25 protein-coding genes are annotated in these 24,333 nt (G+C 71.3%); 4 read left to right on the plus strand and 21 right to left on the minus strand.

Annotated features, from left to right (window positions below):
- Positions 1 to 56: 56 nt before the first annotated feature.
- Complete coding sequence (locus J2Y69_RS14840; RefSeq protein WP_310022133.1) at positions 57 to 1,373, minus strand: LLM class flavin-dependent oxidoreductase; 1,317 nt, start codon at positions 1,371 to 1,373, stop codon at positions 57 to 59.
- Positions 1,370 to 2,665 (minus strand): O-acetylhomoserine aminocarboxypropyltransferase/cysteine synthase family protein, encoded by a 1,296-nt coding sequence (locus J2Y69_RS14845; protein WP_310022135.1) that lies wholly within the window; start codon positions 2,663 to 2,665, stop codon positions 1,370 to 1,372. The genes J2Y69_RS14840 and J2Y69_RS14845 overlap by 4 nt, the downstream gene beginning before the upstream one ends.
- Positions 2,666 to 2,957: 292 nt before the next feature.
- Here J2Y69_RS14845 and J2Y69_RS14850 point away from each other — a divergent pair, with 292 nt between their 5' ends.
- Positions 2,958 to 3,617, plus strand: coding sequence for a hypothetical protein (locus J2Y69_RS14850; protein ID WP_310022137.1), 660 nt, complete (start codon positions 2,958 to 2,960; stop codon positions 3,615 to 3,617).
- 97 nt (positions 3,618 to 3,714) lie between these two features.
- Here J2Y69_RS14850 and J2Y69_RS14855 read toward each other — a convergent pair whose 3' ends face one another.
- The 5 genes from J2Y69_RS14855 to J2Y69_RS14875 all read right to left on the minus strand — a co-directional run bounded on the left by J2Y69_RS14855 (position 3,715) and on the right by J2Y69_RS14875 (position 9,188).
- Positions 3,715 to 4,824 carry a glycerate kinase gene (locus tag J2Y69_RS14855; protein ID WP_310022139.1) on the minus strand — a complete coding sequence of 370 codons (1,110 nt, stop codon included), beginning with the start codon at positions 4,822 to 4,824 and terminating at the stop codon, positions 3,715 to 3,717.
- Positions 4,821 to 5,906, minus strand: coding sequence for a LacI family DNA-binding transcriptional regulator (locus J2Y69_RS14860; protein ID WP_310022140.1), 1,086 nt, complete (start codon positions 5,904 to 5,906; stop codon positions 4,821 to 4,823). Before J2Y69_RS14860 ends, J2Y69_RS14855 begins: the two co-directional genes overlap by 4 nt.
- A 63-nt stretch (positions 5,907 to 5,969) precedes the next feature.
- The gene (locus J2Y69_RS14865; RefSeq protein ID WP_310022142.1) at positions 5,970 to 6,836 is read right to left on the minus strand and encodes a sugar phosphate isomerase/epimerase family protein; all 867 of its coding nucleotides are present in this window, start codon (positions 6,834 to 6,836) and stop codon (positions 5,970 to 5,972) included.
- Positions 6,833 to 8,020, minus strand: coding sequence for a dihydrodipicolinate synthase family protein (locus J2Y69_RS14870; RefSeq protein ID WP_310022144.1), 1,188 nt, complete (start codon positions 8,018 to 8,020; stop codon positions 6,833 to 6,835). Before J2Y69_RS14870 ends, J2Y69_RS14865 begins: the two co-directional genes overlap by 4 nt.
- Before the next feature lie 4 nt (positions 8,021 to 8,024).
- Positions 8,025 to 9,188: a Gfo/Idh/MocA family protein gene (locus J2Y69_RS14875; protein ID WP_310022147.1), complete on the minus strand. Its 1,164-nt coding sequence runs from the start codon at positions 9,186 to 9,188 to the stop codon at positions 8,025 to 8,027.
- 199 nt (positions 9,189 to 9,387) lie between these two features.
- Between J2Y69_RS14875 and J2Y69_RS14880 the strand changes: the two genes are divergently transcribed.
- Entirely contained in the window at positions 9,388 to 10,173 is a 786-nt protein-coding gene (locus J2Y69_RS14880) for a DUF1684 domain-containing protein (RefSeq protein ID WP_310022149.1), read from the plus strand.
- 9 nt (positions 10,174 to 10,182) lie between these two features.
- On the opposite strand, the gene J2Y69_RS14885 is transcribed toward J2Y69_RS14880, so the two are convergent.
- The 12 genes from J2Y69_RS14885 to rplU all read right to left on the minus strand — a co-directional run bounded on the left by J2Y69_RS14885 (position 10,183) and on the right by rplU (position 19,754).
- A complete protein-coding gene (locus tag J2Y69_RS14885) occupies positions 10,183 to 10,800 on the minus strand; it encodes a LysE family translocator (RefSeq protein ID WP_310022151.1) in 618 nt (205 codons plus the stop codon).
- The gene (locus tag J2Y69_RS14890; RefSeq protein ID WP_310022153.1) at positions 10,800 to 11,762 is read right to left on the minus strand and encodes a MerR family transcriptional regulator; all 963 of its coding nucleotides are present in this window, start codon (positions 11,760 to 11,762) and stop codon (positions 10,800 to 10,802) included. The genes J2Y69_RS14885 and J2Y69_RS14890 overlap by 1 nt, the downstream gene beginning before the upstream one ends.
- A 124-nt stretch (positions 11,763 to 11,886) precedes the next feature.
- Positions 11,887 to 12,834, minus strand: a complete 948-nt coding sequence (locus J2Y69_RS14895; protein ID WP_310022155.1) for an endonuclease/exonuclease/phosphatase family protein — start codon at positions 12,832 to 12,834, stop codon at positions 11,887 to 11,889.
- A gap of 59 nt (positions 12,835 to 12,893) precedes the next feature.
- A complete protein-coding gene (rsfS, locus tag J2Y69_RS14900) occupies positions 12,894 to 13,274 on the minus strand; it encodes a ribosome silencing factor (protein ID WP_310022157.1) in 381 nt (126 codons plus the stop codon).
- On the minus strand, positions 13,274 to 14,575 hold the full coding sequence (locus tag J2Y69_RS14905) for a ribonuclease E domain-containing protein (protein WP_310022159.1): 1,302 nt from the start codon (positions 14,573 to 14,575) through the stop codon (positions 13,274 to 13,276). The genes rsfS and J2Y69_RS14905 overlap by 1 nt, the downstream gene beginning before the upstream one ends.
- Complete coding sequence (gene nadD, locus J2Y69_RS14910) at positions 14,572 to 15,171, minus strand: nicotinate-nucleotide adenylyltransferase (protein ID WP_396653115.1); 600 nt, start codon at positions 15,169 to 15,171, stop codon at positions 14,572 to 14,574. The genes J2Y69_RS14905 and nadD overlap by 4 nt, the downstream gene beginning before the upstream one ends.
- 10 nt (positions 15,172 to 15,181) lie before the next feature.
- Entirely contained in the window at positions 15,182 to 15,406 is a 225-nt protein-coding gene (locus tag J2Y69_RS14915) for a hypothetical protein (protein ID WP_310022161.1), read from the minus strand.
- A gap of 48 nt (positions 15,407 to 15,454) precedes the next feature.
- Entirely contained in the window at positions 15,455 to 16,756 is a 1,302-nt protein-coding gene (locus tag J2Y69_RS14920) for a glutamate-5-semialdehyde dehydrogenase (protein ID WP_310022164.1), read from the minus strand.
- A gap of 51 nt (positions 16,757 to 16,807) precedes the next feature.
- Entirely contained in the window at positions 16,808 to 17,587 is a 780-nt protein-coding gene (gene proB, locus J2Y69_RS14925; protein WP_310022166.1) for a glutamate 5-kinase, read from the minus strand.
- Positions 17,584 to 19,095, minus strand: coding sequence for a GTPase ObgE (obgE, locus tag J2Y69_RS14930; RefSeq protein ID WP_310022167.1), 1,512 nt, complete (start codon positions 19,093 to 19,095; stop codon positions 17,584 to 17,586). The genes proB and obgE overlap by 4 nt, the downstream gene beginning before the upstream one ends.
- Positions 19,096 to 19,166: 71 nt before the next feature.
- A complete protein-coding gene (rpmA, locus tag J2Y69_RS14935; RefSeq protein WP_310022171.1) occupies positions 19,167 to 19,424 on the minus strand; it encodes a 50S ribosomal protein L27 in 258 nt (85 codons plus the stop codon).
- A 21-nt stretch (positions 19,425 to 19,445) separates the two neighbouring features.
- Positions 19,446 to 19,754, minus strand: a complete 309-nt coding sequence (gene rplU / locus J2Y69_RS14940) for a 50S ribosomal protein L21 (protein ID WP_310022174.1) — start codon at positions 19,752 to 19,754, stop codon at positions 19,446 to 19,448.
- A 246-nt stretch (positions 19,755 to 20,000) separates the two neighbouring features.
- On the opposite strand from rplU, the gene J2Y69_RS14945 reads away from it, so the two are divergent.
- The gene (locus J2Y69_RS14945; RefSeq protein ID WP_310022177.1) at positions 20,001 to 20,264 is read left to right on the plus strand and encodes a DUF4031 domain-containing protein; all 264 of its coding nucleotides are present in this window, start codon (positions 20,001 to 20,003) and stop codon (positions 20,262 to 20,264) included.
- Here J2Y69_RS14945 and J2Y69_RS14950 read toward each other — a convergent pair.
- The gene (locus J2Y69_RS14950) at positions 20,232 to 22,826 is read right to left on the minus strand and encodes an Rne/Rng family ribonuclease (RefSeq protein WP_310022180.1); all 2,595 of its coding nucleotides are present in this window, start codon (positions 22,824 to 22,826) and stop codon (positions 20,232 to 20,234) included. The genes J2Y69_RS14945 and J2Y69_RS14950 overlap by 33 nt on opposite strands.
- 273 nt (positions 22,827 to 23,099) lie before the next feature.
- Between J2Y69_RS14950 and J2Y69_RS14955 the strand changes: the two genes are divergently transcribed.
- Positions 23,100 to 23,714, plus strand: coding sequence for a vitamin K epoxide reductase family protein (locus J2Y69_RS14955; RefSeq protein WP_310022183.1), 615 nt, complete (start codon positions 23,100 to 23,102; stop codon positions 23,712 to 23,714).
- Between the two features lie 118 nt (positions 23,715 to 23,832).
- Here the strand turns inward: J2Y69_RS14955 and ndk are convergent, their stop codons facing one another.
- Entirely contained in the window at positions 23,833 to 24,249 is a 417-nt protein-coding gene (ndk, locus tag J2Y69_RS14960; protein ID WP_310022187.1) for a nucleoside-diphosphate kinase, read from the minus strand.
- Between the last annotated feature and the right edge of the window lie 84 nt (positions 24,250 to 24,333).

Consider the following 24,333-nt stretch of genomic DNA (forward strand, 5'->3'; position numbering starts at 1 on the left):
CAGTCGCTCTAAACGCGCTGGTCGCTCTGAGGAACCCGGTCCGAGAGGGTGAGCGCTCAGAACGCCCGGAGGTTGGCGTGGAGCCCTCCCGGCGCGTACTCGCGCCGGAGGATCCCCCGGCGCCGCAGCACCGGGACCAGCTCGTCCAGCGTGCGGTGCAGCGTCACCGGGTGGAAGTCGCCCCACAACAGCACGCCGTCGTTGCCCCATTCGCCCAGCTCCTCGACGAGATCGGCGAACTCCTCCGCGGTGCCGACGAATCCCGTCCGGTCGGAGATCCGGCCGGCCCGGGCGAGGGCCGCCAGGTGCGCGCGCAGCGGCGCCTTCTCACCACGGTCTCCGAGCAGGCGCTGGATGCTCCCCTGTGAGACGTGGGCGCCGAAGACCGAGAGGTCCAGCGGCTGGTCCGGATCCAGGGCCGTGAGGTCCGTCTCCAGATCGCTGGACTGCTTCCGCGCGATCTGGAGCAGTGCGGCGTCGTCGGGGTCGAGGGACGCGGAGACGATCCGGTCTGCCTCCTCGGCCGAGGACACGATGACCGGCTGGATCGCGAACAGGATCTTGATGTCCTCGGGACGCCGGCCCGCCGCGCGGGCCGCGTCGTGGATCCTGGTCCGGTAGGCGCGGACCGAGGCCTCGTGCAGGGGCGCGAGCGCCAGCTGGACGTCCGAGTTCGCCCCGGCGAAGCCCAGTCCCCTCCCCGACCCGCCAGGCGAGACGATCGCCGGCTCGCCGTCGGTGAACGGCAGGGCGTTCAAGGGGCCGTCGAAGGAGAACCGGTCTCCCCGATGGCGGACCGCGCGCATCTTCGTGCCGTCCGCGTAGACGTCGCTGCCGCGGTCGGCCACGAGCGCCCCCTCATCCCAGCTGCGCCAGAGGTCCCTGATCCCCGCCAGCCATTCCTCGGCCCGGTCGTAGGCCTCGTCGTGACCCAGCTGCGGCGCATCCGAGAAGTGTCGTGCGCTGCCGGTGTCGGTCACGACGTTCAGCCCGAGCCTGTGGCCGCTCAGATGCTGGAGCGTAGCGAACTGGCGGGCGGCGGTGTACGGGAGGTACGCGGCCGGATTGACCGTCGGCACGACGCCGAGGTGCTCGGTCGCCTGGAAGAGGTAGGGGGCCAGCAGCAGCGGGTCGTGCTTGGGGCCGCCGAAGGCGTGCCTGACCCGCAGGTCGATCGTGGAGGGCGATCCCAGCGAGGGCGCGTCCTCGATGATGACCAGGTCGAACCCGGCCTGTTCCAGCGTCCTGGCCGCCTCCTGGTAGATGTCCGGCCTCGTCCAGTCGTAGTCCCAGTCCAGGGAGGGATAGCCCCACCCCTGCGGGCCGAATCCACGGGCGAGGAACCATCCGAAGTGCTGCGGTCTGGCGGTCATGCTGCGTTCTCCTTCGCGGTCGGGAGCGCCTCGGCGAGGTCTTCGATGAGATCGTCGACGTCCTCGATGCCGATCGACAGGCGCAGGGTCCCCGGGGCGACCCCCAGGACGGCGCGCTCCTCGTCCGTCCGGAGCACGTGACTGGTCGTGGCGGGATGGAGCACGAGGGAGCGGACGTCGCCGATGTGGGTCATGTGGGTGAAGACCCGCACCGTCTCCACGACCCTCCGCGCCGCCGCCAGCCCTCCGCGCAGGGTGAACGTGAACACCGACCCGAAACCCCCGTCGAGGTAGCGCTCCGCGCGCGCGTGCTCCGGGTGGCCGGGAAGGCCGGCATAGTCGACCGACTCGACCGACTCCTGCGCGGCGAGCCATCGTGCGACGTCGAGGGCGTTGCGGGACTGCCTCTCGACCCGCAGCCCGAGGGTCTCGACGCCCTGACCGATCAGGAAGGCGTTCAGCGGTGAGGGCGAAGGCCCGAAACGCGGGGCCACGGACTCCCTGGCATAGGCGATGCGCGCGTTCCCGCCGTGCCGCTCCGCCGTGCTCGCGAGGCCGCCGGGGCCGGGGAGGAGGAGGTGCGGCGCGTTTCGCCCCGCCGTGGCCTGGTCGAAACGCCCGTCGTCCACGATGACGCCGCCGAGCACGGACCCCTGACCGGCGAGGAACTTGGAGGCGGAGTGTACGACTATGGCGGCGCCGTGCTCGATCGGACGCAGCAGGAACGGCGTGGCGAGCGTGTTGTCGACGATCAGGGGGATCGCGGCCTCATCGGCGACCCGTGCGATGGCGGCGACGTCCAGGACGTCGTTGCGCGCGTTGGCGATCGACTCCGCGAAGAGCGCGCGCGTGTTCGGGCGGATCGCGGAACGCCACGCCTGCGGATCCGCGATGTCGTCGATGAACGTCGTCTGAATGCCGAGGCGTGCGAGGCTGTCCGCGAGCAGACCGCGCGTGCCCTCGTAGACGTGCGTGGAGGAGACGATGTGGTCGCCGGCCCCGGCGACCGTGAGCAGCGCCGTGGATACCGCGGCCTGGCCGCTCGCGACCAGGAGGGCGTCGGCGCCGGACTCGAGGGCGGCGAGCTGACGCTCGACCGCGCGCACCGTGGGGTTGCCGGTCCGGGTGTACCCGAATCCGGTCCCCGTGCCGAAGTGATCGGCGGCGTGCGCGAAATCGTCGAACTCGAAGCCGGCCGTGAGATAGATCGGCGTCGCCCTGGCGTTCGCCGTGTCCCTGACGCGGGCCGCGTGAACCGCCCGGGTGGCGAAGCGGGCGGTGTCGGCGGGCATGCGGCTCCTCTCGGTCCGCGCGGCGATGTGCGCACGGATGTCCAAAGAGAGTGCCACGACCGGGCCGGATCCGCCCCGGAATGCGACCTCCTGTTACGCCACCGGCGACGGCCGGCCCTCTCCTGTCCCTCGCGCAAGGGACCGCCGGATGGATCAGCCGACGACGACTTCCGATCTCTGGGCGACATCTTCCGCCTCGGCATCGCCCCCTCTCAGAATGATCGGTTACGTCCCTTGGAGGCCGCCCCGCCAGAGTCCTCCGCAGCGTTTTTTCGAACGGAGAACGACGACGATGAACGAGAACGTCACCCCCACCGATGCGCAGCCGACCGGCGTCAGCCGCCGGAGCATCATGAAGACCGCCGCCTGGGCGGTCCCCGTGGTCGCCGCCGCGACCGCCGCGCCGATGGCATCCGCCTCGACCCCCCTCTGCCCGACCTGCATCAAGGCCGGCCTTCCGATCATCGGCGGGGCGATCGCCGGGGCGTGGACCTCGCAGGCCATCGTCGCCGGCAACCGCGGCGCGATCGCGATGCCGAACGTGTTCGGTCTCGACGGCACCAGCTGCGGCATCGACTTCCAGAACATCTTCCAGCCCGCCTTCACCTTCGTGGTGACCCAGGCCACGCTGACGATGTCCGACGGCAACAGCTACAACTCGTCGGTCGGACTCGGCGTCGGCGCCGGCAACATCTCCACCGTCGGCGCTTTCCCCGCGGCCTTCCTGTTCACCAACGTGCTCCTGCCGAACGGCGGCTCGATCGGCGGCATCCCGCCGTACCCGGTCGTCCCGCAGACGCTCACCGTGACGGTGACCACGACCCTCCAGTACGGCGTCGGCCTGAGCCTGGAGTGCCCGATGACGCTCAGCTGGAACCTCCACGCGCTCGCGACCGGCGCGGTCGTCTTCGGCGCCGGAACCGTGAACTTCTCCGGGACCGCGACCGTCTGACCCACGCAGGCATCGCCCACGCAGGCATCGCCCACGCGGAGGGGGTCTTCGACCGTTCTGGTCGAGGCCCCCTCTGTCGTTCGATGGGCGCCCGAGCTCAGCCGAGGAGCATGCGTGCGAGGGTCGATCCCGCCGTGCGGAGGTGTCGGGCCGGATGGCCGAGCGCGGCGGCGGTGGAGCCGGCGATCTCCACGAGCGAGGTCGACGCGGCGAACGACGACACATCGGCGTCGCCCGCGATCCGCCCGGCCGCGAGCGCGACGCGGACGCCCGCCTCCGCGGCGAGGGCGGCCACGTAGGCGGGGGCCTTTCCCGCTCCGGACTGCCCGTCGAAGGATCCCTCGCCGGTGATCACGACATCGGCACCCGCCACGGCCTCGGCGAGCCCGACCAGGCGTGCGACCTCCTGCGCCCCCGGCGCGAGCGTCGCTCCCCAGGCGAGGAGCGCTCCGCCCGTTCCCCCGGCCGCGCCGGCGCCCGGGGTCCGGGGGTCCAGGTCCAGGAGGGCGGCGAGGCGGTCGAGGCCCCGGTCGACCTCGGCGATGGCGTCGGCGGCGATGAGGCCCTTCTGCGGCCCGAAGACGGCGGCGGCGCCCTGCGGGCCCGTGAGGGGATTGGTCACATCGGTGAGCACGAGCGTCGGCGGCGGGGCGACCAGCTCCGAACGATCGACGAGGGTGACGGAGGCGAGGCCGCGCGCGCCGCGAGGGATCGGGGCGCCGCCGCCGTCGAGGAGACGCGCGCCGAGAGCGCCGAGGAACCCTGTGCCTCCGTCGGTCGACGCGCTCGATCCGATGCCGAGGATCAGCCGGGAGACGCCGTGGGCGAGCGCGGCGGCGATCGCCTGCCCGAACCCGGTGGTGTCGGCGTCCCAGGGCCTCGGCGCGTCGAGCAGCTCGATGCCGGAGGTGGACGCGAGGTCGATCACGCCGGTGCCCTCCGGGGCGTCCGCCGTCGGCGGGAGCAGGAGCCAGGTGGTCTCGACAGGCGCGCCGGCCGGTCCCTCGACGGTCACCCGCATCGTCCGCGCGCCGGGCACGGCCGCCGCGAACGCCGCGACGGTGCCCTCTCCTCCGTCCGCCATCGGTCGGAGGAGCAGCTCGGCACCGGGATCGACGTCGGCCCATCCCTCTGCGAGGGCGTCGGCGGCATCGGCCGCCGAGATCGACCCCTTGAAGCCGTCGGGAGCCAGCACCACCCGGGTCATGCCCGGTCCCCGTCCACCCGCGGCGTGCTGGCACGGAGGACGACGTCCAGGGACAGCGGCTCCGGGGTCCATTCGGCGTCGACGGTAGCCCGGAACGCCTGATGGCCCAGCTCCGTCAGCGGCACCCGCACCGACGTCAGCGGCGGGGTCATGTCGAGGCTGGCGGGAACGTCGTCGAACCCGCACACCGCGATGTCCGCGCCGACCTCACGACCGGCATCGCGGATCGCGGACATCGCGCCGATCGCCACGACATCGCTCATCCCGAACACCACCGTGCCCGGCTCGACGCCGTCGGCGAGCGCCCGCCTCATCGAGGCCGCCCCGGACTCTCGCGTGAAGTCTCCGCGATGGATCCGGACGATGCGCCCCCCGCCGCCGCGGACACCATCGGTGAAGCCGTCGATGAAGCCGTCGATGCGGTCATCCGACGTCCGGATGCCCTCGGCCGCCCCGAGCACGACGGCCTCCCGATAGCCCAGAGCCGCCATCTCGCGGCCGAGGAGACGGGCCCCGCCGACGTTGTCGATCTCGATCGACCGCTCCCCCAGGATGCTCTCGCCGAAGCTCACCACGCGTCCGCCGAGGGCGGTGAAGGCCGCGAGCTCGGCGCTCGTCGCATCCTCCTCCCCGCGCCGGGACGCCGCCAGGATCAGCCCCTGTGGACGCTGCCCGCGCAAGGCCCTGACGATCCGGGCCTCCCTGGCGGGGTCCCGCTCGGTGACCGCGATCGTGACGATGAGGCCGCGTTCGTCCGCGCCGCGCGCGACGCCGGCGGCGATGAGTCCGAAATAGGGGTCCGCGATGTCGGCGACGAGCAGAGCGATGATCGGGGACGTGCCCCGGGCCGTGGCCTGGGCGGAGAGGTTGGCGGTGTAGCCGAGCCGCTCGGCCGCCCCCTCGACGCGTTCGCGGAACGACTCGGCGACCTTCCGCGCTGAGCCGTTGAGGACCCGCGAGGCGGTGGCGAGCGACACGCCGGCCTCCCGCGCGACGTCGTGCAGCGTCGGGGCGCTTGCGCGGACGGACGGGGTCGCGGTGCCCTGGGCGGGGGCACGCGTCGATGACGCCTCAGAGCTCATGAGGCGACCCTAGCGGGCCCGCCGCAACGGCCCACACACAGCCCCGTATGGCTCGCACAGCGCTCACGGCAGATGCGGGGACACCGATCGTGCGAACGCCTCGACCGTCTCCCCGACGACCGTCGCCGCGTCCCGCGCCCAGATGTCAGCGTTGAAGATCTCCACCTCGACGTCGCCCGTGTAGCCGGCGTCGATCACCGCCCCCGTGAGCGAGGCGAAGTCGATGACCCCGGCGCCCGGCTGATGGCGCGCGAGCAGGACGTCCTCCGGGAGCGGGGTCCGCCAGTCGCAGACCTGGTAGGTTGCGATCCGCCCCTCCCGGCCCGCACGGGCGATCTGCTCCCGCACCTGCGGATCCCACCAGATGTGGAAGGTGTCCACCGCGACGCCGACGACGGAGGCGTCGAAGTCTCCCGCGATGTCGAGCGCCTGGGCGAGCGTGGAGACGACGGCTCGGTCGGCGGCGTACATCGGATGCAACGGCTCGACGGCCAGCGTCACGCCGGCGGCGGCGGCATCGGGGACGAGCTCACCGATCGCGTCGCGCACCCGATCCCGTGCTCCGAGGAGATCGCGGGATCCGTCCGGGAGCCCGCCGGCGACCAGCACCAGGACAGCGACCGATCCTGGTGCCCCCGCCGCGGCCAGCGCCGCGGTCTCCTCGATCGCCCGCCTGTTGTCCGCGAGAGCCGCGCGGCGACGCTCCCCGTCCGGAAGGGTGAAGAACCCGCCTCGGCAGTGGCTGGTCACCCGGAGCCCCGAGTCGGCGAGCATCCGCGTCGCCACATCGAGCCCGACGTGGTCGACGGGCTCCCGCCACAGCCCGATGCTCTGCACGCCGGCCTCGGCCGTGACGCGGAGCGCCTCGTCGAGCGGAGCGTGCTTGATCGTCGCCTGGTTGATCGACAGGCGGGAGTCGGGGACGTTCATGCGTCCACTCCGTTCAGCCGGAGCATGCCGTGCCAGCGCTCGCGTGCGAGCTCTGGCCGCTCCAGGGCGAGCGCGCCGTTGGCGAGCTCCACGATGCGCGAGAGGTGCGGGAGGCTCCGTGCCGAGTGCAGTCCGCCGACCATCTGGAACGCGGGCTGGTGGCCGTTCAGCCAGGAGAGGAAGGCCACGCCGGTCTTGTAGTAGAAGGTCGGCGCGGCGAAGACCTGACGACTGAGCTCCTCGGTCGGCCCGAGGATCCGCAGATAGGCCTCGGCGTCCCCGGCGTCGAGCGCCTGGATCGCCGCCGACGCGACGGGCGTGATCGCCGCGAAGGCCCCGAGCAGCGCGTCGGAATGCCCCGTCCCCTCCGGCTGGGTGGCCGCGGGAACCTCGTCGCCGCCGATGAGCCCGACGTAGTTGAAGTCGTCCCCGGTGAACATCCGGACGCCATGGGGCAGCCTCGCGCGCACCGCGACCTCGGACTCCGCGTCGAGGAGGCTCATCTTCACCCCGGCGACCCGGTCCGGGCTCTCCGCGATGATCTCCAGGAGGACCTCGGAGGCCGTCCGCCAGTCGGGCGAGCCGAAGTAGCCCTCCAGCTCAGGGTCGAAGGCCGGGCCGAGCCAGTGCAGCACCACCGGCGTGGTCGCGGCGGCGAGCACCGCGCGGTAGACGCGACGATAGTCCTCGGCGCCGACGGCCGCCCTCGCGAGATGCCGGGAGGCCATGAGGACCGGGCCGGCGCCCTGCTCCTCCGTGAAGTGCAGCTGTTCCGTGTAGGCGTCGATCACCCCGTCGATCGAGAGGGTCGCGTCCTCGACGTGATCGGTGTTGACCCCCACGACGACGTGCCCGCCCTCCTCCCTGGCGACCTCGGCGCTGCGGGCGATGAGCTCCCTCGTCGCCCTGGCGTCGAGCCCCATGTTCCGCTGCGCGGTGTCCATGGCGTCGGCGACGCCGAGCCCCCAGGAGTAGACGTTGCGCCGGAATGCGAGGGTCGCATCCCAGTCGATGTCGGCGGGGCGGCCGGGTGTGTTGTCGGCGACGACCCGCGGCACAACGTGGGCTGCGGCATAGGCGACCCGGCTCCGGAGCGGGTGCTCCGGCCGGGTGTAGCGGCCGCCCTCGGCCAGGTCGACGCTGGTGGTCTCCCCGCTCGCGGTCAGCAGACGAAGCGTGCTCATCCGCTCAGCCCAGGCTCAGGGCGTCGAGGGCAATCTTGCGCCCCTGGGCGCTGGAGGCGAGGCCCGCCTCGGCGAACTGCACGCCCCTGGCGCCGGCCAGCAGATCGAACCGGTACTCGGTCCCGAGCACGTAGGAGGTCAGGTACTCCTCCCACTGCTGACGGAAGCCGTTGAGGAACACCTCGTTGGTGGGCACCCCGATCCAGTCGGCGTCGTAGTCGTGGGCGTCCTCGAGATCGGGGTTCCACACCGGGCGGGGCGTGGCGTTGCGCGGCTGGATCTTCGCGCCGAAGAGCCCGACGACCGCGGACCCCAACGTCCCGTCGACCTGGAACTGGACGAGCTCGTCTCGATCGACCCTGACCGCCCAGCTCGAGTTGATCTCGGCGACGATCCCGCCCTCGATCTCGAAGATGCCGTAGGCCGCGTCCTCCGCGGTCGCGGTGTACTTCTCCCCGTTCTCGTCCCAGCGCTCGGTGATGTGCGTCGCAGTCTGGGCGTACACGCTCCGCACCTCGCCGAAGAGGTTCTCCAGCACGTAGTTCCAGTGCGGGAACATGTCCGAGACGATGCCGCCGCCGTCCTCGGCGCGGTAGTTCCAGCTCGGACGCTGCGCGGGCTGCCAGTCGCCCTCGAAGACCCAGTAGCCGAACTCGCCGCGGACGGACAGGATGCGTCCGAAGAAGCCGGAGTCGATGAGACGCCGGAGCTTCTGCAGCCCCGGAAGGTAGAGCTTGTCGTGCACGACCCCGGTCTTGACGCCGGCGTCCTTCGCCAGCTGGGCGAGCTCAAGAGCCTCCTCCAGGCTCTCCGCGGTCGGCTTCTCGGTGTAGATGGCCTTGCCCGCCGCGATCGCCCTGCGGATCGCCGACGCGCGCGCCTTCGTGACCAGGAAGTCCGCATAGATCTCCCAGGCCGGGTCCGCGAGGGCCGCGTCGAGGTCGGTCGTGTAGTCGCTGATCCCGTGCTTCTCCGCGAGCTGCGCGAGCTTCTGCTCGCTGCGGCCGACGAGCATCGGCCGGACCGTGACCCTCGTGCCGTCGGGGAGCTCGATGCCGCCCTGGTCGCGGATGGCGAGGATCGAGCGCACGAGGTGCTGCCGATACCCCATGCGTCCGGAGACGCCGTTCAAGATGATGCCGATCTCGCGAGTGCTCTCCTGCGGCATTGCTGGTCCATTCTCTGCGTCCGGGTCGACGCCGGTGCGTCGAAGCTCCCTTGCGCCCTGGGTAAGCGCTTTCCAATATGATGCCATGCGCCCGGATCCAGCGCAACGAGCCCGGGGTGTGGATCTGCAGTCGGGGTGTGTGCGACGAACGATGACGCGGGGCGGCGCCGCGGGGTTCATCCGGACCTAGGCTGAAAACATGCCCGAGAACCAGGCCCCGTCCGACGCCGAGCTCCGCACCGCGCACGAGGACTGGACGGCGCGGCGGATCGGGGCGGTCACGGCACCGCAGGGGAACCTGGCCCTGATCGAGACCCGGTGGCTGGAGCCGGGCGAGACGGTCACCACCGAGGAGGCCGCGGCGCCCCTGCCCGATAGCGTCTCGGTCACGGAGCTCACCCGCCGCCACCTCACCACGGGAGAGCTCGAGCACGGCCTGCGCTTCTGGGACGCGGACTCGCCGCGCCGGCGGGCGTTCCAGGGCATCGAGACCTTCCCCTACGATCCCGCCTGGCGACTGGCCGGCACATTCATCCCGGTCGAGGGTGGACGAACCGTGCCCTCCGAGCATCTGCGCGACAACGGTCTCACTCGCGATCACGCGGTCCCCGGCGACCTCGTCGTGACGATCGACGGGACCGAGTACGCCCTGGACGCGTTCGACAACGATGGCACGCTGCTGCTGGTCTTCGGCGACCCGACCAACCGCACCGAGGACCCGTCGACCCGCACCTACGGACCGGGACGGTTCCTCGTGGTCCATCACGAGGAGGACGCCTCCGACGGACCCCGCCCGGTGGTGCTCGACTTCAACCGTTCCTTCGTGCCGCCCTGCGGCTTCTCGGATCAGTACAACTGCCCGCTGCCCCCGGCCTCGAACCGCATCGCGACGCCGGTCACCGCCGGCGAGCGCTTCCCGCTCTTCTCCCCCGAGGCCGACCCCACAGCCGGCTCCGAGGCCGGATCGGGGGTCGGTGGGCGGTAGCGGATCGCGCTAGAGGAGCAGGACCAGCGCGGCGGCGAGGATCAGCAGGGCGGAGGCCCCGACGTCGACGATCCGCGGGCGGGCGGCGAGGACACGGCCGAGCAGCCCGCCGAGGAGTGCGTAGAGGCCGATCGAGGCCGTCATGATGACGACGACGATCGCGGACAGTACGAGGGCGGCCTGGAACGCCCCGCCCGGCGGGACCACGGCGGGCAGCACCGCGAAGTAGAACGTCAGCGCCAGGGGGTTGCCGAGCGTGAGCGCCGCGCCGATCCCGAAGGAGGCGACGGCCCCGGTAGCCCTTCGCGGCGCGACGCCCGGTCCCGTCGGTCCCGTCGGCGTCTTCGAGAACGCGCGCCGGAGGCCTCCGATCGCCAGCCAGAGCAGCCAGGCCGCCCCGGCGTAGCGCAGGACCTGGAACCACGGCCCGAGGACGGCCATCAGGGCGACGGCCCCGGCGAGGGCGATCAGCAGGATCGCCACCTTCCCCGCCAGCAGACCGAGGCCTAGCGGGATCACGTCGCGACGACGTGGCGAGACCGCGACGCTCATGATGGTCGCGGCCTCCACGCCGGGGACGAACGCCGGGACGAGGTACGCCACGGCGAACGGCAGGTAGTCCGCCATCAGCGCGGGTTGGCCCGCAGCCAGTCCAGCACCACCTGTGCGTGACGGTCGGGTGGGAAGATCGGGAAGAAGACGTGCTCGATGACGCCGTCGAGGACGATGAGCGCAAGCCGCCGGTACACGGTGAGGTCCGCCGCACGCAGGACCGGCAGGCCAGGATCGGCGGCGAGCGAGAGCGTTTCGTCGGTCAGCAGCGGATACGGCAGGCGCAGCGCCTCGACCAGGGCGCGCTGATAGGCGGCCGGCTGACTCGACAGCCCGTACACCCGCTGCACGCCCGCCTGCACGAGCTCGACGTAGTGATCGCGCATGTCGCAGTTGTGCGGGCTGCATCCCCGTGCCCCGGGGATCGCATCCCACCCGTCCGGCATGTCCTGCTCCGGCGCACCGGTCATCGGGAAGACGTAGACGAGCGTCCGGCCGGCGCCCAGATCGCCCAGGTCGATGCGCTCGCCGTCCGTGGACTCGACCTGGATCGCGGGCAGACGCCGGCCGAGCAGCGCATCGGCCGCTCCGTCGTCGACCGGGGCCGGCAGGTCGGCCGGAAGCGGCGCGAGGTTCGGATTGGCGGCGTCGAGCTCGGCGAGCTCGCCCAGCATCCTTCTGCTCGCCGCCGAGAGGCTCTGCACGAGCGCGTCCCGCTGCGCGCTCAGCACCGCGACCGTGCGGTCGATCCGATCGATCGCCCTCCGGTACTCCGTGAGCGTCGACGGACAGGCATCCGCATACTCGCTGTCCGTGTTCAGGCAGTCCACGAACGCGTGCATGTCGCGGAGCGAGATGCCCAGGGCGTTCAGCCTGCTGATCTGCGCGACGACGCGCACCTGGTGCCGATCGTAGAGGCGGTAGCCGTTCTCGCCGCGCGCCGGGACCACCAGGCCCCGTTCCTCATAGCCGCGGAGGGCCTTCGATGACACCCCGACCTCGGCGCTGACCTCGCCGACACGCAACATCTCGCTCATGCGTCCACCCTAAAGTCGGCCCCAAGGGGCCAGGTCAACCCGAGCGTCGATGAAAGCTCAGAGCGCCCTTCCAGAGCCCTGTCCAGAGCTCTGTCCAGAGTGCCGCAGCGTGTCCACGATGTGGTCAGAACGAGAGGCGGGAGATCACGGCGAGATGGTCGCTCGCCCCGACCCGCTGCACCCGGCTCTCAACGGGCGTGAGGCCCCGCTGGTAGAGGTGGTCGATGCGGACGAGGGGGAACGCCGCCGGCCAGGTGAAGCCGAAGGACGGCGAGGAGAGCCCCGGCTCGGACAGCTCCGCGCGGATGCCGGCGAGAGCCGGGTCGGTCGGCGCCGCGTTGAAGTCCCCGAGCGCGACGACGCGCTCGGACCCCGTGTCCGCGATCTCGCGACCGAGCTCCGCGAGCATCGTGTCCCGCTCGGCCTGGTCGCCCGGCCGCCACGACGCCGCGTGCACGACGAACACGGTGATGATTCCGCCCGGCGTCTCCACCTCGGCGGCGAGCGCACGGTTCCACCCCAGCCCCAGGTCCAGGGGTCGCTGATCCACGATCGGCAGACGGCTCCAGACGCCGACCGTGCCGACCGCGTAGGAATACGGGTGCGTGGCGTCGAGCGCGGCGGCGGCTTCCTCCCGCGCGTCGCCGTCGAGCTCGGTGAGGGCGACGACGTCCGCTGTCCGACCGAGATCGAGCGCCGACTGCCCCGCCGTCCCGGAATGCGCCTCGACGTTCTGCGCGGCGAACGTGAGCGTGTCACCCGCTCCCGCCCCGAACGGGAATCCAGCGGGCAAGCCGGACATGGAGCCGACGGCGATCAGCCAGGCGGCGACCGGAACGACGGCGATGATCCAGAGCCTCCGGCGAAGGAGGAGGGCCGCAGTGAGAAGGCCGGCCACGGGTATCCCGATCCAGGGCAGCGCCGCGGCGACCACGGACCCTGGGGGCCCGGGGATGAGCCCCGCCAGCAGGACGACGAGCAGCACGGCCGCGACGACGGCCAGCCCGCGCGCCAGCGTCGTCCGACGGCGAGGAGACCGCACGCGGGCGGTCGGTGCGGCGGTGTCGGTCATCTCGCGTGCTCCGCGGCATGGCGCGGCGCCTCACCCACGGTGACGCACCGCTGCCGGCCTCACTCCGGGACGGTCGCCGTCTCGACGGCCGCGATCGGGACGACCGGGCAGTCCTTCCACAGGCGCTCGAGACCGTAGTACGTGCGCTCCTCCTCGTGGAAGACGTGGACAACGAGGTCCCCGAAGTCGAGGAGCACCCAGCGGGCCTCTGCCCGGCCCTCGCGGCGGACGCGCTTGTGACCGGACTCGATCAGCCGGTCCTCGATCTCATCGGCGATGGCTGCGACGTTGCGCTCGCTGTTCCCGGTGACGAGGAGGAAGACGTCGACGAGCGGCAACGGCTCGGAGACATCGAGCGCGACCAGATCCTCGCCGCCCTTGGCGATCGCGGCCTCCGAGGCGAGGCGGAGCATCTCCGTGGCGGTTGCTGAGGACTGCATCAAGAGAATGCTCCTGTCGAGATCGCGATGATGAGGGCGCCGACCAGCGCGAGCGCCAGGGCGCCGGCGGTGATCGTCAGGGCGATCATCAGCCGGCCGCTCTTCTCGGGCTCGGGGGGGCGAATCACCTCACCGGCGGGTTTGATGGTGCTGATGGCGGCGCTGGCGGCGATGGGCGTCGGCGAGGAGGCGGCGGGGAGCTCGCCGTCCACGAGCACGACGTCGACCTCCTTGCCGTCCGTCGTGCCCTTTGCGTGCCCCTGGGATCCGAGCCCCTCGGGCAGGTCGTAGCTCCCGGTGACGAGGATCTCCCCTGTCGCCGCGACCGGGCCCGACAGCGATGGCATGCCCGGAGACTGCTGGAAGATCAGGGCGTTGGGCGCCGCGTGCTGTGAGCCCGTCGAGTCCGAGACGAGCAGGTCGTCGAAGGATCGCGGCTTCTCCTCCGCCGGGGCGGTCTCCAGCAGTGCTGCTCCGAAGCCCTCCGTGACGGTGTGGTCCTTCGCGATCGGGGCGGACGGCTCCGAGACCTGCGCGTCTTCGTCGGCGGCGGGTGCGGGTACGGGCGTGCCCTCACGGCGGTTGACCGCGTCGAACACCGACACGCCCTCCACCACGGGTGCCGGCGACTCCGGCTTGGAGGACCAGGCTGGGAACGCCGGGACCGGCATCGACGCGGAGACGTTCTCGATCTGCTCCTCGACATCGGCGTCCACGACCTCAGGGATGCCCTCGGCGACTCCGGGCGCAGTCGTCACGCCGTCCACCGTCGGCGTGATCTCCGGAAGGGCGAAGGAGGAGGATGCGGGGCCCGAGGAGACGGGGCTCGCCGGCGCCGGCTCAGCGGACTGCGCCTGCTGTGTGGCCTGCTCCGTGGTCTTCTGCTCCTCGGGCGAGACGACCGGGACGGAGGCCGTGCGGACCCGCTCGCGCACCTGGCGCCGGGTCAGTCGGGAGCCGGCGCCATCGGCGGAGGCGTCCGCCTCCTGACGCTCCTCGGCGGACGCGGAACTGCTCGGCTCGGACTTTGCCGGCGCGGAACTGGTCGGTGCGGAGTCCGCCGATGTGCTTGGCTGCTCCTCGACCGCGGCCTTCTCGGGCTCAGGCGCAACCGGCTCCTGCACAACGGGCTCGGGGGCAGCGGGCTCGGGGGTCGAGGAGGATCGCACGCGCTCACGCTGCGCGGTGAGCGCCGTCTGCGCCTGCTCCTCGGTGATGACCGCGTTCGCTCCGGTGAGCCGGGCCTCCCGCAGCTGCTTGCGGGTCAGCGGTGCGGCTTCGGGCTGATCCGATGTGCTCATGCCTTGCTCCGATACAGATGATGCTTCGCGATGTACTGGACCACGCCGTCCGGGACGAGGTACCAGACCGGATCTCCGGCCTCGACCCGTGCGCGGCACGCTGTGGACGAGATCGACAGCGCCGGGACCTCCAGTTGGCTCACATTGTCGCTGGGCAACCCGTCCGTGCTCAGGACGTGCCCTGGTCGGGACACCGCGACGAAGTGGGCCAGGTCCCACAACTCATCATGATCCCTCCAGCTGAGAATCTGCGCCACGGCGTCGGCCCCCGTGATGAAGAAGAACTCCGCCTCCGGCCGCTCGCGCTTGAGGTCGCGCAGCGTGTCGATCGTGTAGGTGGGCCCCTCGCGGTCGATGTCGACCCGGCTCACCGTGAAGCTCGGGTTCGACGCCGTGGCGATCACCGTCATCAGATAGCGGTGCTCGCTCGGCGAGACCTCGCTCTTCTGCCACGGCCGCCCGGTCGGGACGAAGACGACCTCGTCGAGGCCGAAGGAGTGCGCGACCTCGCTCGCGGCGACGAGGTGGCCGTGATGGATAGGGTCGAACGTCCCACCCATCACGCCGATGCGCGGTGCGCGCGCGGTCGTCGTCATCCGCAGGGGCCTAGTGGCCGTGCCCCGCTCCGTGAGCGTCCTTGCCGTGCTCGACGGCCCAGGCCTCGGCCTTGGCCGCGTGACGGTTCGCGACGTTGCGGTACGAGAAGGTCACCAGCCCGAGGAGCCCGAACACCGCGGCGGCGATGAGGCCGAACACGAGGGTGTCCAGCGCCACGTTGCCGTGGTGCTCGGCTTCGGCGGCTGCCATCGCGATCTGTGCGGCGAAGTTCATCGATGCTCCAAGTAGTGACCGGGCGGAATTCGCTCCCCAGTCTAGTCCTCAGGCGCGGGTCTGCCCGGCCCCACGCGCCAGCCACTTCGTGCTGGTCAGCTCGGCGAGCCCCATCGGGCCCCTGGCATGCAGCTTCTGGGTGGAGATGCCGACCTCTGCGCCGAACCCGAACTCCCCGCCGTCGGTGAAGCGGGTGGAGGCGTTCGCCATCACGACCGCGGAGTCCACCTCGGCGAGGAAGCGCTCGGCGTTGCGCACGTCCGTGGTGATGATCGACTCGGTGTGCCCTGTGCTGTAGGCGCGGATGTGCTCCAGGGCGTCCTCGAGGGTGTCGACCACCCTCATCGCGATGTCGAGGCTCAGGTACTCCGTCCCCCAGTCCTCCTCGGTGGCGGGCACCACCCCGGGTGCCAGACCCGCGACGGCGTCGTCACCGTGCACGGTTACCCCCTGGGCCACGAGGTCCGCAACGACGCCGGGGATGAGGCGGTCCGCCGCCGCGCGGAGCACCAGGACCGTCTCCACGGCGTTGCAGACGCTCGGACGCTGCACCTTCGCGTTCACCACGATCTCCCGCGCCCAGTCCTCCGGCGCGCTCTCGTCCAGCACGATGTGGACGTTGCCCGCGCCGGTCTCGATCACCGGGACGGTGGACTCCGTGACGACCGTCTCGATCAGGGACGCGCTGCCGCGCGGGACCAGGACGTCGATGAGCCCTCGGGCGTGCATGAGCGCACGTGCCCCGTCCCTGCCGAAGTCGTCGACCGTCTGGATCGCCTCCGGGGTGACGCCCGCGCCGCGCAGGGCCTCGCGCATGACGTCGACGAGCACCGCGTTCGAGTCCTTGGCCGCGCTCCCCCCGCGGAGCACCACGGCGTTCCCGGAGCGCAGGGCGAGGGCGGCGATGTCGACCGTGACGTTGGGCCGCGCCTCGTAGATCACGCCGACCACGCCGAACGGCACGCGCACCTGCTCCAGGGCGACGCCGTTGGGCATCCGGTGCCCGCCGATCACCTGGCCCACCGGGTCCGGCAGCGCGATCACGTCGCGCACGGCCGACGCGAGCGCGGCGATCCGCTTCTCATCCAGCCGCAGTCGGTCCAGCAGCGCGTCGCCGATGCCGTCCGCCCGTCCGCGGTCGAGGTCGGCCCCGTTCGCGGCGATGATCGCCTCCGCGCGCTCGGTGATCGCCGTGGCGATCGCGTCGAGCGCCCGCGCCTTGTCGCCGCTGGTCAGCCGCGCCGTCTCGCGAGCGGCCTCCTTCGCCCGCTGCAGGCGCACGATCGGCCCCTCCGCGGCGAAGGGGTCGACGACGGGCGCGGTGAAGGAGGGGACGGACGCGGTGGTCATCCGGCCAGCATAGCGAGACCCGCAGGCCGGTGGCCCGCCTCGCGGACGAGGCTACGCCGGCTCGAACCAGGTGCCGACGGCGTCGCCGGCGAGCGCCTGGGCGACCAGGTCGGCGCTGGTGACGAGCACCCCGACGCCCGATGCGGCGGCCAGGCGCGCGGCGGAGACCTTGGTGGCCGCGCCGCCCGTCCCGACGCCGTTCACGACGCTCGCACCGAACTCGAGCCCGCTCAGGTCGGCCCCGGACGGGATCACATCCAGCGGCTGCGCCGACGGATCCGACGGCGGCTTGGTGTACAGCGACTCCACATCGCTGAGCAGGACCAGGGCGTCGGCGCCGATCAGCTGGGCGACGAGGGCCCCGAGACGGTCGTTGTCCCCGAAGCGGATCTCCTGCGTCGCCACCGTGTCGTTCTCGTTCACGATCGGGAGGACACGGAGGCCGAGAAGGCGCTCCATGGCCCGCTTGGCGTTGCTGCGCGAGGTCGGGTGCTCCAGGTCCCCCGTGGTCAGCAGCACCTGGCCCGCCACGATCCCATGGGGCTGCAAGGCCTGCTGATAGCGGTAGACGAGCACGTTCTGCCCCACCGCCGCCGCCGCCTGCTGGGTGGCGAGGTCCGTGGGACGCGCGTCCAGGCGGAGGAACGGGATGCCCGTCGCGATCGCGCCGGACGAGACCAGGACCACCTCGGTCCCCCGTGCGTGCGCCGTCGCGAGCGCCTCGACCAGCACGGGGATCCGCCACGCGGACTCCCCGCTGATCGAGGAGGAGCCCACCTTGACGACGACGCGTTCGGCGGTCGCGAGGTCCGCGCGGGACCGCGCGGTCACCCGTCCTCTCCGGGGAGCTCCGAATCCTTGGTCGCCCGACGCTCGGCATCGAGCTCGGCCCTGGCCGCCGCCTTGGCGTCCATCCGCTCGTAGTACTTCTCCCGGCGCTGGCTCGTCGTGCGTCGCGAGTTCGGGTCGAACCGGGAGTCGAGGCCGCGCGGCGAGGTGATGAGCTCGGCCGCGGACGTCATCGACGGCTCCCAGTCGAACACGACGCTGTCGCCGGCGCCGATCACGACGGTCGAGCCGGCCGTCGCGCCCACGCGGAACAGCTCGTCCTCGACCCCGAGCCGCTCCAGGCGATCGGCGAGGTAGCCGACGGCCTCCTCGTTCTGGAAGTCCGTCTGCTGCACCCAGCGGACCGGCTTCTCGCCGAGGATGCGGTACACGTTGCCGTAGGTGCCGCCCTCGACGCGGATCTCGAAGTCGCGCACGGAGCCGCGGGGCCGGATGACCACGCGCTCCGGCGGGGTCTCGACCGCCTGAGCCGCCCTGTGCTGCTCGACGATCTCGCCGAGCGCGAAGGTGAGCGGGCGCAGTCCCTCGTGCGAGGCCGCGGAGATCTCGAACACGCGGAAGCCGCGCGCCTCAAGGTCGGGACGGACGAGCTCGGCGAGGTCCCGCGCCTCCGGCACGTCGACCTTGTTGAGCGCGACGATCTGCGGACGCTCCAGGAGCGGGAGCTGTCCCTCCGGGACCTCGTAGGCGGCGAGCTCGGCGAGGATCACCTCGAGATCCGACAGCGGATCGCGTCCGGACTCGAGGGTCGCGCAGTCGAGCACGTGCAGCAGCGCGGAGCACCGCTCGACGTGACGCAGGAACTCCAGGCCGAGGCCGCGGCCCTCGCTCGCGCCCTCGATGAGGCCGGGGACATCGGCGACGGTGTAGCGGATGTCGCCCGCCTGCACGACGCCGAGGTTCGGGTGCAGGGTCGTGAACGGGTAGTCCGCGATCTTCGGCTTGGCCGCCGAGATCGCCGCGATCAGGCTCGACTTCCCCGCCGACGGATAGCCGACCAGCGCGACGTCCGCGACCGTCTTGAGCTCGAGGACCACGTCGCCCTCATACCCGGGCGTGCCGAGGAGCGCGAAGCCGGGCGCCTTGCGCTTGGTCGTCGCGAGAGCCGCGTTGCCGAGCCCGCCGCGTCCGCCGGGAGCGACGACGAAACGCTCGCCGGGGATGATCATGTCGATGATGACCTCGCCCTCGGGCGACTTCACCACCGTGCCGAGGGGAACCGGGAGGACCAGCTCCTCCCCCGCGGCGCCCGCACGGAGATCTCCCATGCCGAAGCCGCCGTTGCCGCCGGAGCGGTGCGGCGAGTGGTGGTATGACAGCAGCGTCGTCACCTGCGGATCGGCGAGGAGCACGATGTCCCCGCCGTCGCCGCCGTTGCCGCCGTCGGGGCCGCCCAGCGGCTTGAACTTCTCACGGTGCACGGACACGCAGCCGTTGCCGCCTTTGCCTGCACGCAGGTGCAGCGTCACGGTGTCGATGAACGCGACCATGGCGGACTCTCCTCGGGATACGCGGACGGGGCGGGCCGAAGCCCGCCCCGTCCGGAACTGTCGCTGTGCTTTTACTCGGCGCCGGCGACGATGTTGACGACCTTGCGGCCGCCCTTCGTGCCGAACTCGACCGCGCCGGCGGCCAGAGCGAACAGCGTGTCGTCGCCGCCGCGGCCGACGTTCACGCCGGGGTGGAAGTGCGTGCCGCGCTGACGGACGAGGATCTCGCCGGCGTTGACGGCCTGGCCGCCGAAGCGCTTCACGCCGAGTCGCTGTGCGTTGGAGTCACGACCGTTGCGGGTCGAGCTCGCACCCTTTTTGTGTGCCATCTCTCAGAGCCTCTTCCGTGCTTACTTGATACCGGTGACCTTGACGCGCGTGAGGTCCTGACGGTGGCCCTGGCGCTTCTTGTAACCGGTCTTGTTCTTGAACTTCTGGATGACGATCTTCGGACCGCGAAGGTTGCCGATGACCTCGGCGGTGACCTTCACCTTCGCGAGCGCATCGGCGTCCGTGGTGACCTTCTCGCCGTCGACGAGCAGAACAGCCGGCAGCTCGATCTTGTCGCCCTGGGCAGCCTTGAGGCGGTCGAGCTGGACGATCGTGCCGACCTCGACCTTCTCCTGCCGACCGCCGGCGCGCACTACTGCGTAAACCACTTCACACCTGTTTTTCATTGGGGAGCCATGCGGCTCCGTAATCTCACGGGAAGACTGTGCTTGCTTCGCGCCACAGCAGAGGGAACCGCAGTGGCGGGCGCGATTGGCATGTCCGGACGTCCGAGTGGGGCAGACGGCACGGTGCACCAAGGGGCTACTTTACCGGATTCTCCCCCGGTCCCGCAAAGTCGGCCCGCCGTGTCGTGAACAGGCCCCGCCGATCCCGGGCGCGCATAGGATCGCGGCATGACGATCCTCATCGACGATCCGGTCTGGCCGGCCCACGGCAGGCTGTGGGCGCACCTGGTCAGCGACGAGAGCATCGATGAGCTCCACGCCTTCGCGTCGGCGCACGGCATCGCTCCCCGCGCGTTCGACCTGGACCACTACGACGTCCCCGCCGATGCCGCCGAGAGACTGATCGCCGGTGGCGCGCAGCACGTCAGCGGCAAACAGCTCGTGCGGGCACTGATCGCCTCAGGACTCCGCGTCCCCGCTCGCGACCGCTGAGGCCGGCGCGTCGCCGGCTCCCGGCGTGTGCACCACGGCCGTGCCCGCGGAGAGCGCCGCCGTCGTCACCCGACGGCGGTTGCGTCCCTGACCGGGCGCCTTCGGCTCGGGAAGGGCGTCCAGGACCGAGTCGAGGAGCTGCTCGGCTTCCGTCTTGGGGCTCTTCCGATCCGCCGACCTCTTCTTCCGGGCCTTCTTGGCCCGTTCCGCCGGCGCCTCGACGATCGGCGCCGCAGCGTCCGGCGCCTCGGCGACGATCGCCGCGGGCTCGGCCCCGGCCTCCGCCTCGGACGTCGGAACGATCGTGGAGGCCGCGATCTGGGCGAGGGCGGACTTGGCGCCCTCGGTGATGCTGTGCGTGCCGCCGTTCGCGGCCGGAGCCGGCTGAGGCGTCTGCTGACCGCCGCCGTTGCCGTTTCCACCGTTGCCGTTGCCGTTTCCGCCGCGCTGGCGACGACCGGACTGCCCCGAGGAGGACGAGGAGGACGCCCGGTGCTTGACCACCGGATCGTGGTGGACGATCACGCCGCGGCCCGCGCAGACCTCGCAGGGCTCGCTGAAGGTCTCCAGGAGGCCGAGACCCAGCTTCTTGCGGGTCATCTGCACCAGGCCGAGGGAGGTGACCTCCGCCACCTGGTGCTTTGTCCGGTCGCGGCTGAGGCACTCGACCAGGCGCCGGAGCACCAGATCCCGGTTGGACTCGAGGACCATGTCGATGAAGTCGACGACGATGATGCCGCCGATGTCGCGCAGACGCAGCTGCCGGACGATCTCCTCGGCCGCCTCGAGGTTGTTCTTCGTGACGGTCTCCTCGAGGTTCCCGCCCGAGCCGACGAACTTGCCGGTGTTGACGTCGACGACCGTCATCGCCTCGGTCCGGTCGATCACGAGGGATCCGCCGGAGGGCAGCCAGACCTTGCGATCCAGCGCCTTCTCGATCTGCTCGGTGACGCGGAACGCGTCGAACGGGTCGATGTCGTCCTCGTACGCCTCGACGCGCTCGAGCAGGTCGGGCGCCACGCTCTCCAGGTAGGTGCGGATGGTGCGCGAGGCGTCCGTGCCCTGGATGAGCATCTTGGTGAAGTCCTCGTTGAAGACGTCGCGGACGATCTTCACGAGCAGGTCGGGCTCGGCGTGCAGCAGTGCCGGGGCCTGCTGCGTCTCGACCTGCTTCTGCACGTGCTCCCACTGTGCGGTGAGCCGCTGCACGTCGCGGGTGAGCTGGTCCTCGGTCGCCCCCTCGGCGGCCGTGCGCACGATCACGCCGGACGACTCCGGCAGCACCTCCTTGAGGATGCGCTTCAGCCGCGCGCGCTCGGTGTCGGGGAGCTTGCGGGAGATGCCGTTCATCGACCCGTTCGGCACGTAGACCAGATAGCGGCCCGGGAGCGAGATCTGGCTCGTGAGGCGGGCGCCCTTGTGGCCGACGGGGTCCTTCGTGACCTGCACGAGGACCTTGTCACCCGGCTTGAGGGCGAGCTCGATGCGACGCGGCTGGTTGCCGGTCTCGACGCCCTCCCAGTCCACCTCTCCCGAGTACAGCACGGCGTTGCGCCCTCGTCCGATGTCGACGAACGCGGCCTCCATGCTCGGCAGGACGTTCTGCACACGACCGAGGTACACGTTTCCGATGAGGGACGCGTCCTGGTTGCGGGCGACGTAGTGCTCGACGAGGACGTTGTCCTCCAGCACCGCGATCTGGGTCCGCCCGTTCTTGGAGCGCACCACCATCTCGCGGTCGACCGCCTCGCGGCGGGCGAGGAACTCCGCCTCGGTCACGACGGGGCGACGACGGCCCGCGTCCCGTCCGTCGCGGCGACGCTGCTTCTTCGCCTCCAGGCGGGTGGATCCCTTGATCCGCTGCGGCTCGGTGATGTACTCCACGACCCGCTGACGCTGCCGCGGCTGCTCCTCGCGCGGCTCCTCGACCTCTCCGCTCCGACGGCGGCGGCCGCGACGGTTCGCTCCCGCCGCGTCCTCGGGCTCCCGCGACGGACGCGCCGGCAGCGGCACGACCTCCGGCGCGTAGAAGTGCAGCTGCGTCGAGACCTGCGACACGAAGACCTCGGGCAGGAGGCCAAGGGCCACCGCGGTGACCGCCTCGGGCTCGGGCTCCGGCTCCGGTGCGGTCCGGGAAGCACCCCGGCGCCCCGTGCCGCGCTCACGCGCGACGGGACCCGCATCCTCGGCCTTCTCGGACTCCTCACGGTCCTCGACGGCGGGCTCGGTGTCGGCGGCAGGCTCGGGCTCAACGGTGGGCTCGGGCTCGGTGGTGATGGGCTCGGCGGCTGGCTCAGCCTCGGTCGTCGTGTCCTCGGCGGCAGACTCGGTCGTCGCGTCGGCGTCCGAGTTCTCGGCGCCCGGGTGCTCCGGCGTCTCGATGACGTCCTCGGCGGAGGCGGAGAGCTCGACCGACGGCTCGATGGCCAGTGTCGGGACGTCCTCGGTCACGGCGTCATCGGGAACCGCAGCCTGTCCCCCTCCTGCGCCCGCCGGATCCTCCGGCAGGAGCGCATCGATGTCGAGGGTAGGGGTGTTGTCATTGTTGTTCTCGTCGGCCATCTCTGGCGTGCTCCCTGCACGGCGGCTGTGCCCCCGTGAAATCTCATGCGGCGCTCTCACGTCCCGCGAACTCACTCGGTCTGCGATCGGCGAACGCTCTGATCGCGTGGAGGCAAGCGCCTCCGAAGTCTGCAAACGATGTCGGTGACGGCGCGGCCGCGCACGACATCCGGACCATTATCGCACCTCGACCTGTTGTTCGCGGCATCCGACGCGACGAGCCGCGACGTCACCCCACCCGGAGCATAGAAACGGCCTGCGATAATCCAGAGCATGACCGCGCAGCGCACCCGCCCCGTCGGCTACGCCATCTGGCTGATCGTCGCCAGCGTCGTGGGCTGGTGGGCGGCGTTCCAGCTCACCCTCGACAAGCTCGCCCAGCTGCAGGACCCGGACGCGGCCCTGAGCTGCAACTTCAGCGTCCTGGTGCAGTGCGGGGTGAACCTCGACTCCTGGCAGGGCTCCGTCTTCGGGTTCCCGAACCCGATCATCGGCCTGACCGCCTGGATGGCTCCGCTGGTCCTCGGCGTCGCCCTGCTCGCCGGCGTCCGTTTCCCCGCCTGGTTCTGGGGTCTGTTCGGCCTCGGCGTCGCCGGGGCGTTCGCCTTCGTCTGCTGGCTGATCACCCAGAGCATCTACGACCTCCGGACGCTCTGCCCGTGGTGCATGCTGACCTGGGCCGTCACGATCCCGACGTTCCTCGCCACGGTCGTGCATCTCCTCCGCAACGGAACTCTCCCCGTGTCCACCCGCGCGCAGGAACGCGCCGGGCGGCTCATGGTCTGGGTGCCGCTGGCCTCGATCGTCGCCTTCGCGCTGATCATCGCCCTCGCGCAGCTCTCCGGTCTGGACCTCCTCGGCGAGCTCACCCGCCCGCTCTTCCGCTGACATCCCCCGTCCGCTGACACGTTTCTGCCCCGCCGTGGCATGTTCTGTGGGTTGACGCGCGTGTCAACCCACAACAACTGCCACGGCGGGGCAGAAACGGCGCGGGCGCGAGAAGAGCTCAGCCGAACCAGATGCCGAGCTCGCGCGCGGCGGACTCGGGGCTGTCCGAGCCGTGGACGAGGTTCTGCTGCACGGCGAGACCCCAGTCCCGGCCGAGGTCGCCGCGGATCGTGCCGGGCGCCGCGGTGGTCGGGTCCGTGGTTCCGGCCAGCGAGCGGAAGCCCTCGATCACACGGTTGCCCGCGAGGCGGATCGCGACGCTCGGACCCGACATCATGAACTCGAGCAGCGGCTCGTAGAACGGCTTGCCCTCGTGCTCGGCGTAGTGCAGGGCGAGGACGTCGCGATCGGGCTCGACGAGGCGGATGTCGACGAGCGCGTAGCCCTTCGCCTCGATACGGGCCAGGATCGATCCGGTGAGGCCGCGGGCGACGCCGTCGGGCTTGACCAGGACCAGGGTCTCTTCGGTGGGCATGTCTCTCAACTCTCTGTCTGCACGCGGACGCGCACGGTAACGATGTTCCTGGGGGTCTTGGGGTCTGGGTCTGGGTGTGGGGGG

The organism is Microbacterium resistens, from assembly GCF_031456305.1.
GTDB classification, from domain to species: domain Bacteria; phylum Actinomycetota; class Actinomycetes; order Actinomycetales; family Microbacteriaceae; genus Microbacterium; species Microbacterium resistens_A.

Excerpts from the sequence above, each read along its gene's own strand:
- J2Y69_RS14840 (WP_310022133.1), bottom strand. The coding sequence starts at position 1,373 with ATGACCGCCAGACCGCAGCACTTCGGATGGTTCCTCGCCCGTGGATTC.
- J2Y69_RS14845 (WP_310022135.1), bottom strand. The coding sequence starts at position 2,665 with ATGCCCGCCGACACCGCCCGCTTCGCCACCCGGGCGGTTCACGCGGCC.
- J2Y69_RS14850 (WP_310022137.1), top strand. The coding sequence starts at position 2,958 with ATGAACGAGAACGTCACCCCCACCGATGCGCAGCCGACCGGCGTCAGC.
- J2Y69_RS14855 (WP_310022139.1), bottom strand. The coding sequence starts at position 4,824 with ATGACCCGGGTGGTGCTGGCTCCCGACGGCTTCAAGGGGTCGATCTCG.
- J2Y69_RS14860 (WP_310022140.1), bottom strand. The coding sequence starts at position 5,906 with ATGAGCTCTGAGGCGTCATCGACGCGTGCCCCCGCCCAGGGCACCGCG.
- J2Y69_RS14865 (WP_310022142.1), bottom strand. The coding sequence starts at position 6,836 with ATGAACGTCCCCGACTCCCGCCTGTCGATCAACCAGGCGACGATCAAG.
- J2Y69_RS14870 (WP_310022144.1), bottom strand. The coding sequence starts at position 8,020 with ATGAGCACGCTTCGTCTGCTGACCGCGAGCGGGGAGACCACCAGCGTC.
- J2Y69_RS14875 (WP_310022147.1), bottom strand. The coding sequence starts at position 9,188 with ATGCCGCAGGAGAGCACTCGCGAGATCGGCATCATCTTGAACGGCGTC.
- J2Y69_RS14880 (WP_310022149.1), top strand. The coding sequence starts at position 9,388 with ATGCCCGAGAACCAGGCCCCGTCCGACGCCGAGCTCCGCACCGCGCAC.
- J2Y69_RS14885 (WP_310022151.1), bottom strand. The coding sequence starts at position 10,800 with ATGGCGGACTACCTGCCGTTCGCCGTGGCGTACCTCGTCCCGGCGTTC.
- J2Y69_RS14890 (WP_310022153.1), bottom strand. The coding sequence starts at position 11,762 with ATGAGCGAGATGTTGCGTGTCGGCGAGGTCAGCGCCGAGGTCGGGGTG.
- J2Y69_RS14895 (WP_310022155.1), bottom strand. The coding sequence starts at position 12,834 with ATGACCGACACCGCCGCACCGACCGCCCGCGTGCGGTCTCCTCGCCGT.
- rsfS (WP_310022157.1), bottom strand. The coding sequence starts at position 13,274 with ATGCAGTCCTCAGCAACCGCCACGGAGATGCTCCGCCTCGCCTCGGAG.
- J2Y69_RS14905 (WP_310022159.1), bottom strand. The coding sequence starts at position 14,575 with ATGAGCACATCGGATCAGCCCGAAGCCGCACCGCTGACCCGCAAGCAG.
- nadD (WP_396653115.1), bottom strand. The coding sequence starts at position 15,171 with ATGACGACGACCGCGCGCGCACCGCGCATCGGCGTGATGGGTGGGACG.
- J2Y69_RS14915 (WP_310022161.1), bottom strand. The coding sequence starts at position 15,406 with ATGAACTTCGCCGCACAGATCGCGATGGCAGCCGCCGAAGCCGAGCAC.
- J2Y69_RS14920 (WP_310022164.1), bottom strand. The coding sequence starts at position 16,756 with ATGACCACCGCGTCCGTCCCCTCCTTCACCGCGCCCGTCGTCGACCCC.
- obgE (WP_310022167.1), bottom strand. The coding sequence starts at position 19,095 with ATGGTCGCGTTCATCGACACCGTGACGCTGCACCTGCGTGCAGGCAAA.
- rpmA (WP_310022171.1), bottom strand. The coding sequence starts at position 19,424 with ATGGCACACAAAAAGGGTGCGAGCTCGACCCGCAACGGTCGTGACTCC.
- J2Y69_RS14945 (WP_310022177.1), top strand. The coding sequence starts at position 20,001 with ATGACGATCCTCATCGACGATCCGGTCTGGCCGGCCCACGGCAGGCTG.
- J2Y69_RS14950 (WP_310022180.1), bottom strand. The coding sequence starts at position 22,826 with ATGGCCGACGAGAACAACAATGACAACACCCCTACCCTCGACATCGAT.
- J2Y69_RS14955 (WP_310022183.1), top strand. The coding sequence starts at position 23,100 with ATGACCGCGCAGCGCACCCGCCCCGTCGGCTACGCCATCTGGCTGATC.
- ndk (WP_310022187.1), bottom strand. The coding sequence starts at position 24,249 with ATGCCCACCGAAGAGACCCTGGTCCTGGTCAAGCCCGACGGCGTCGCC.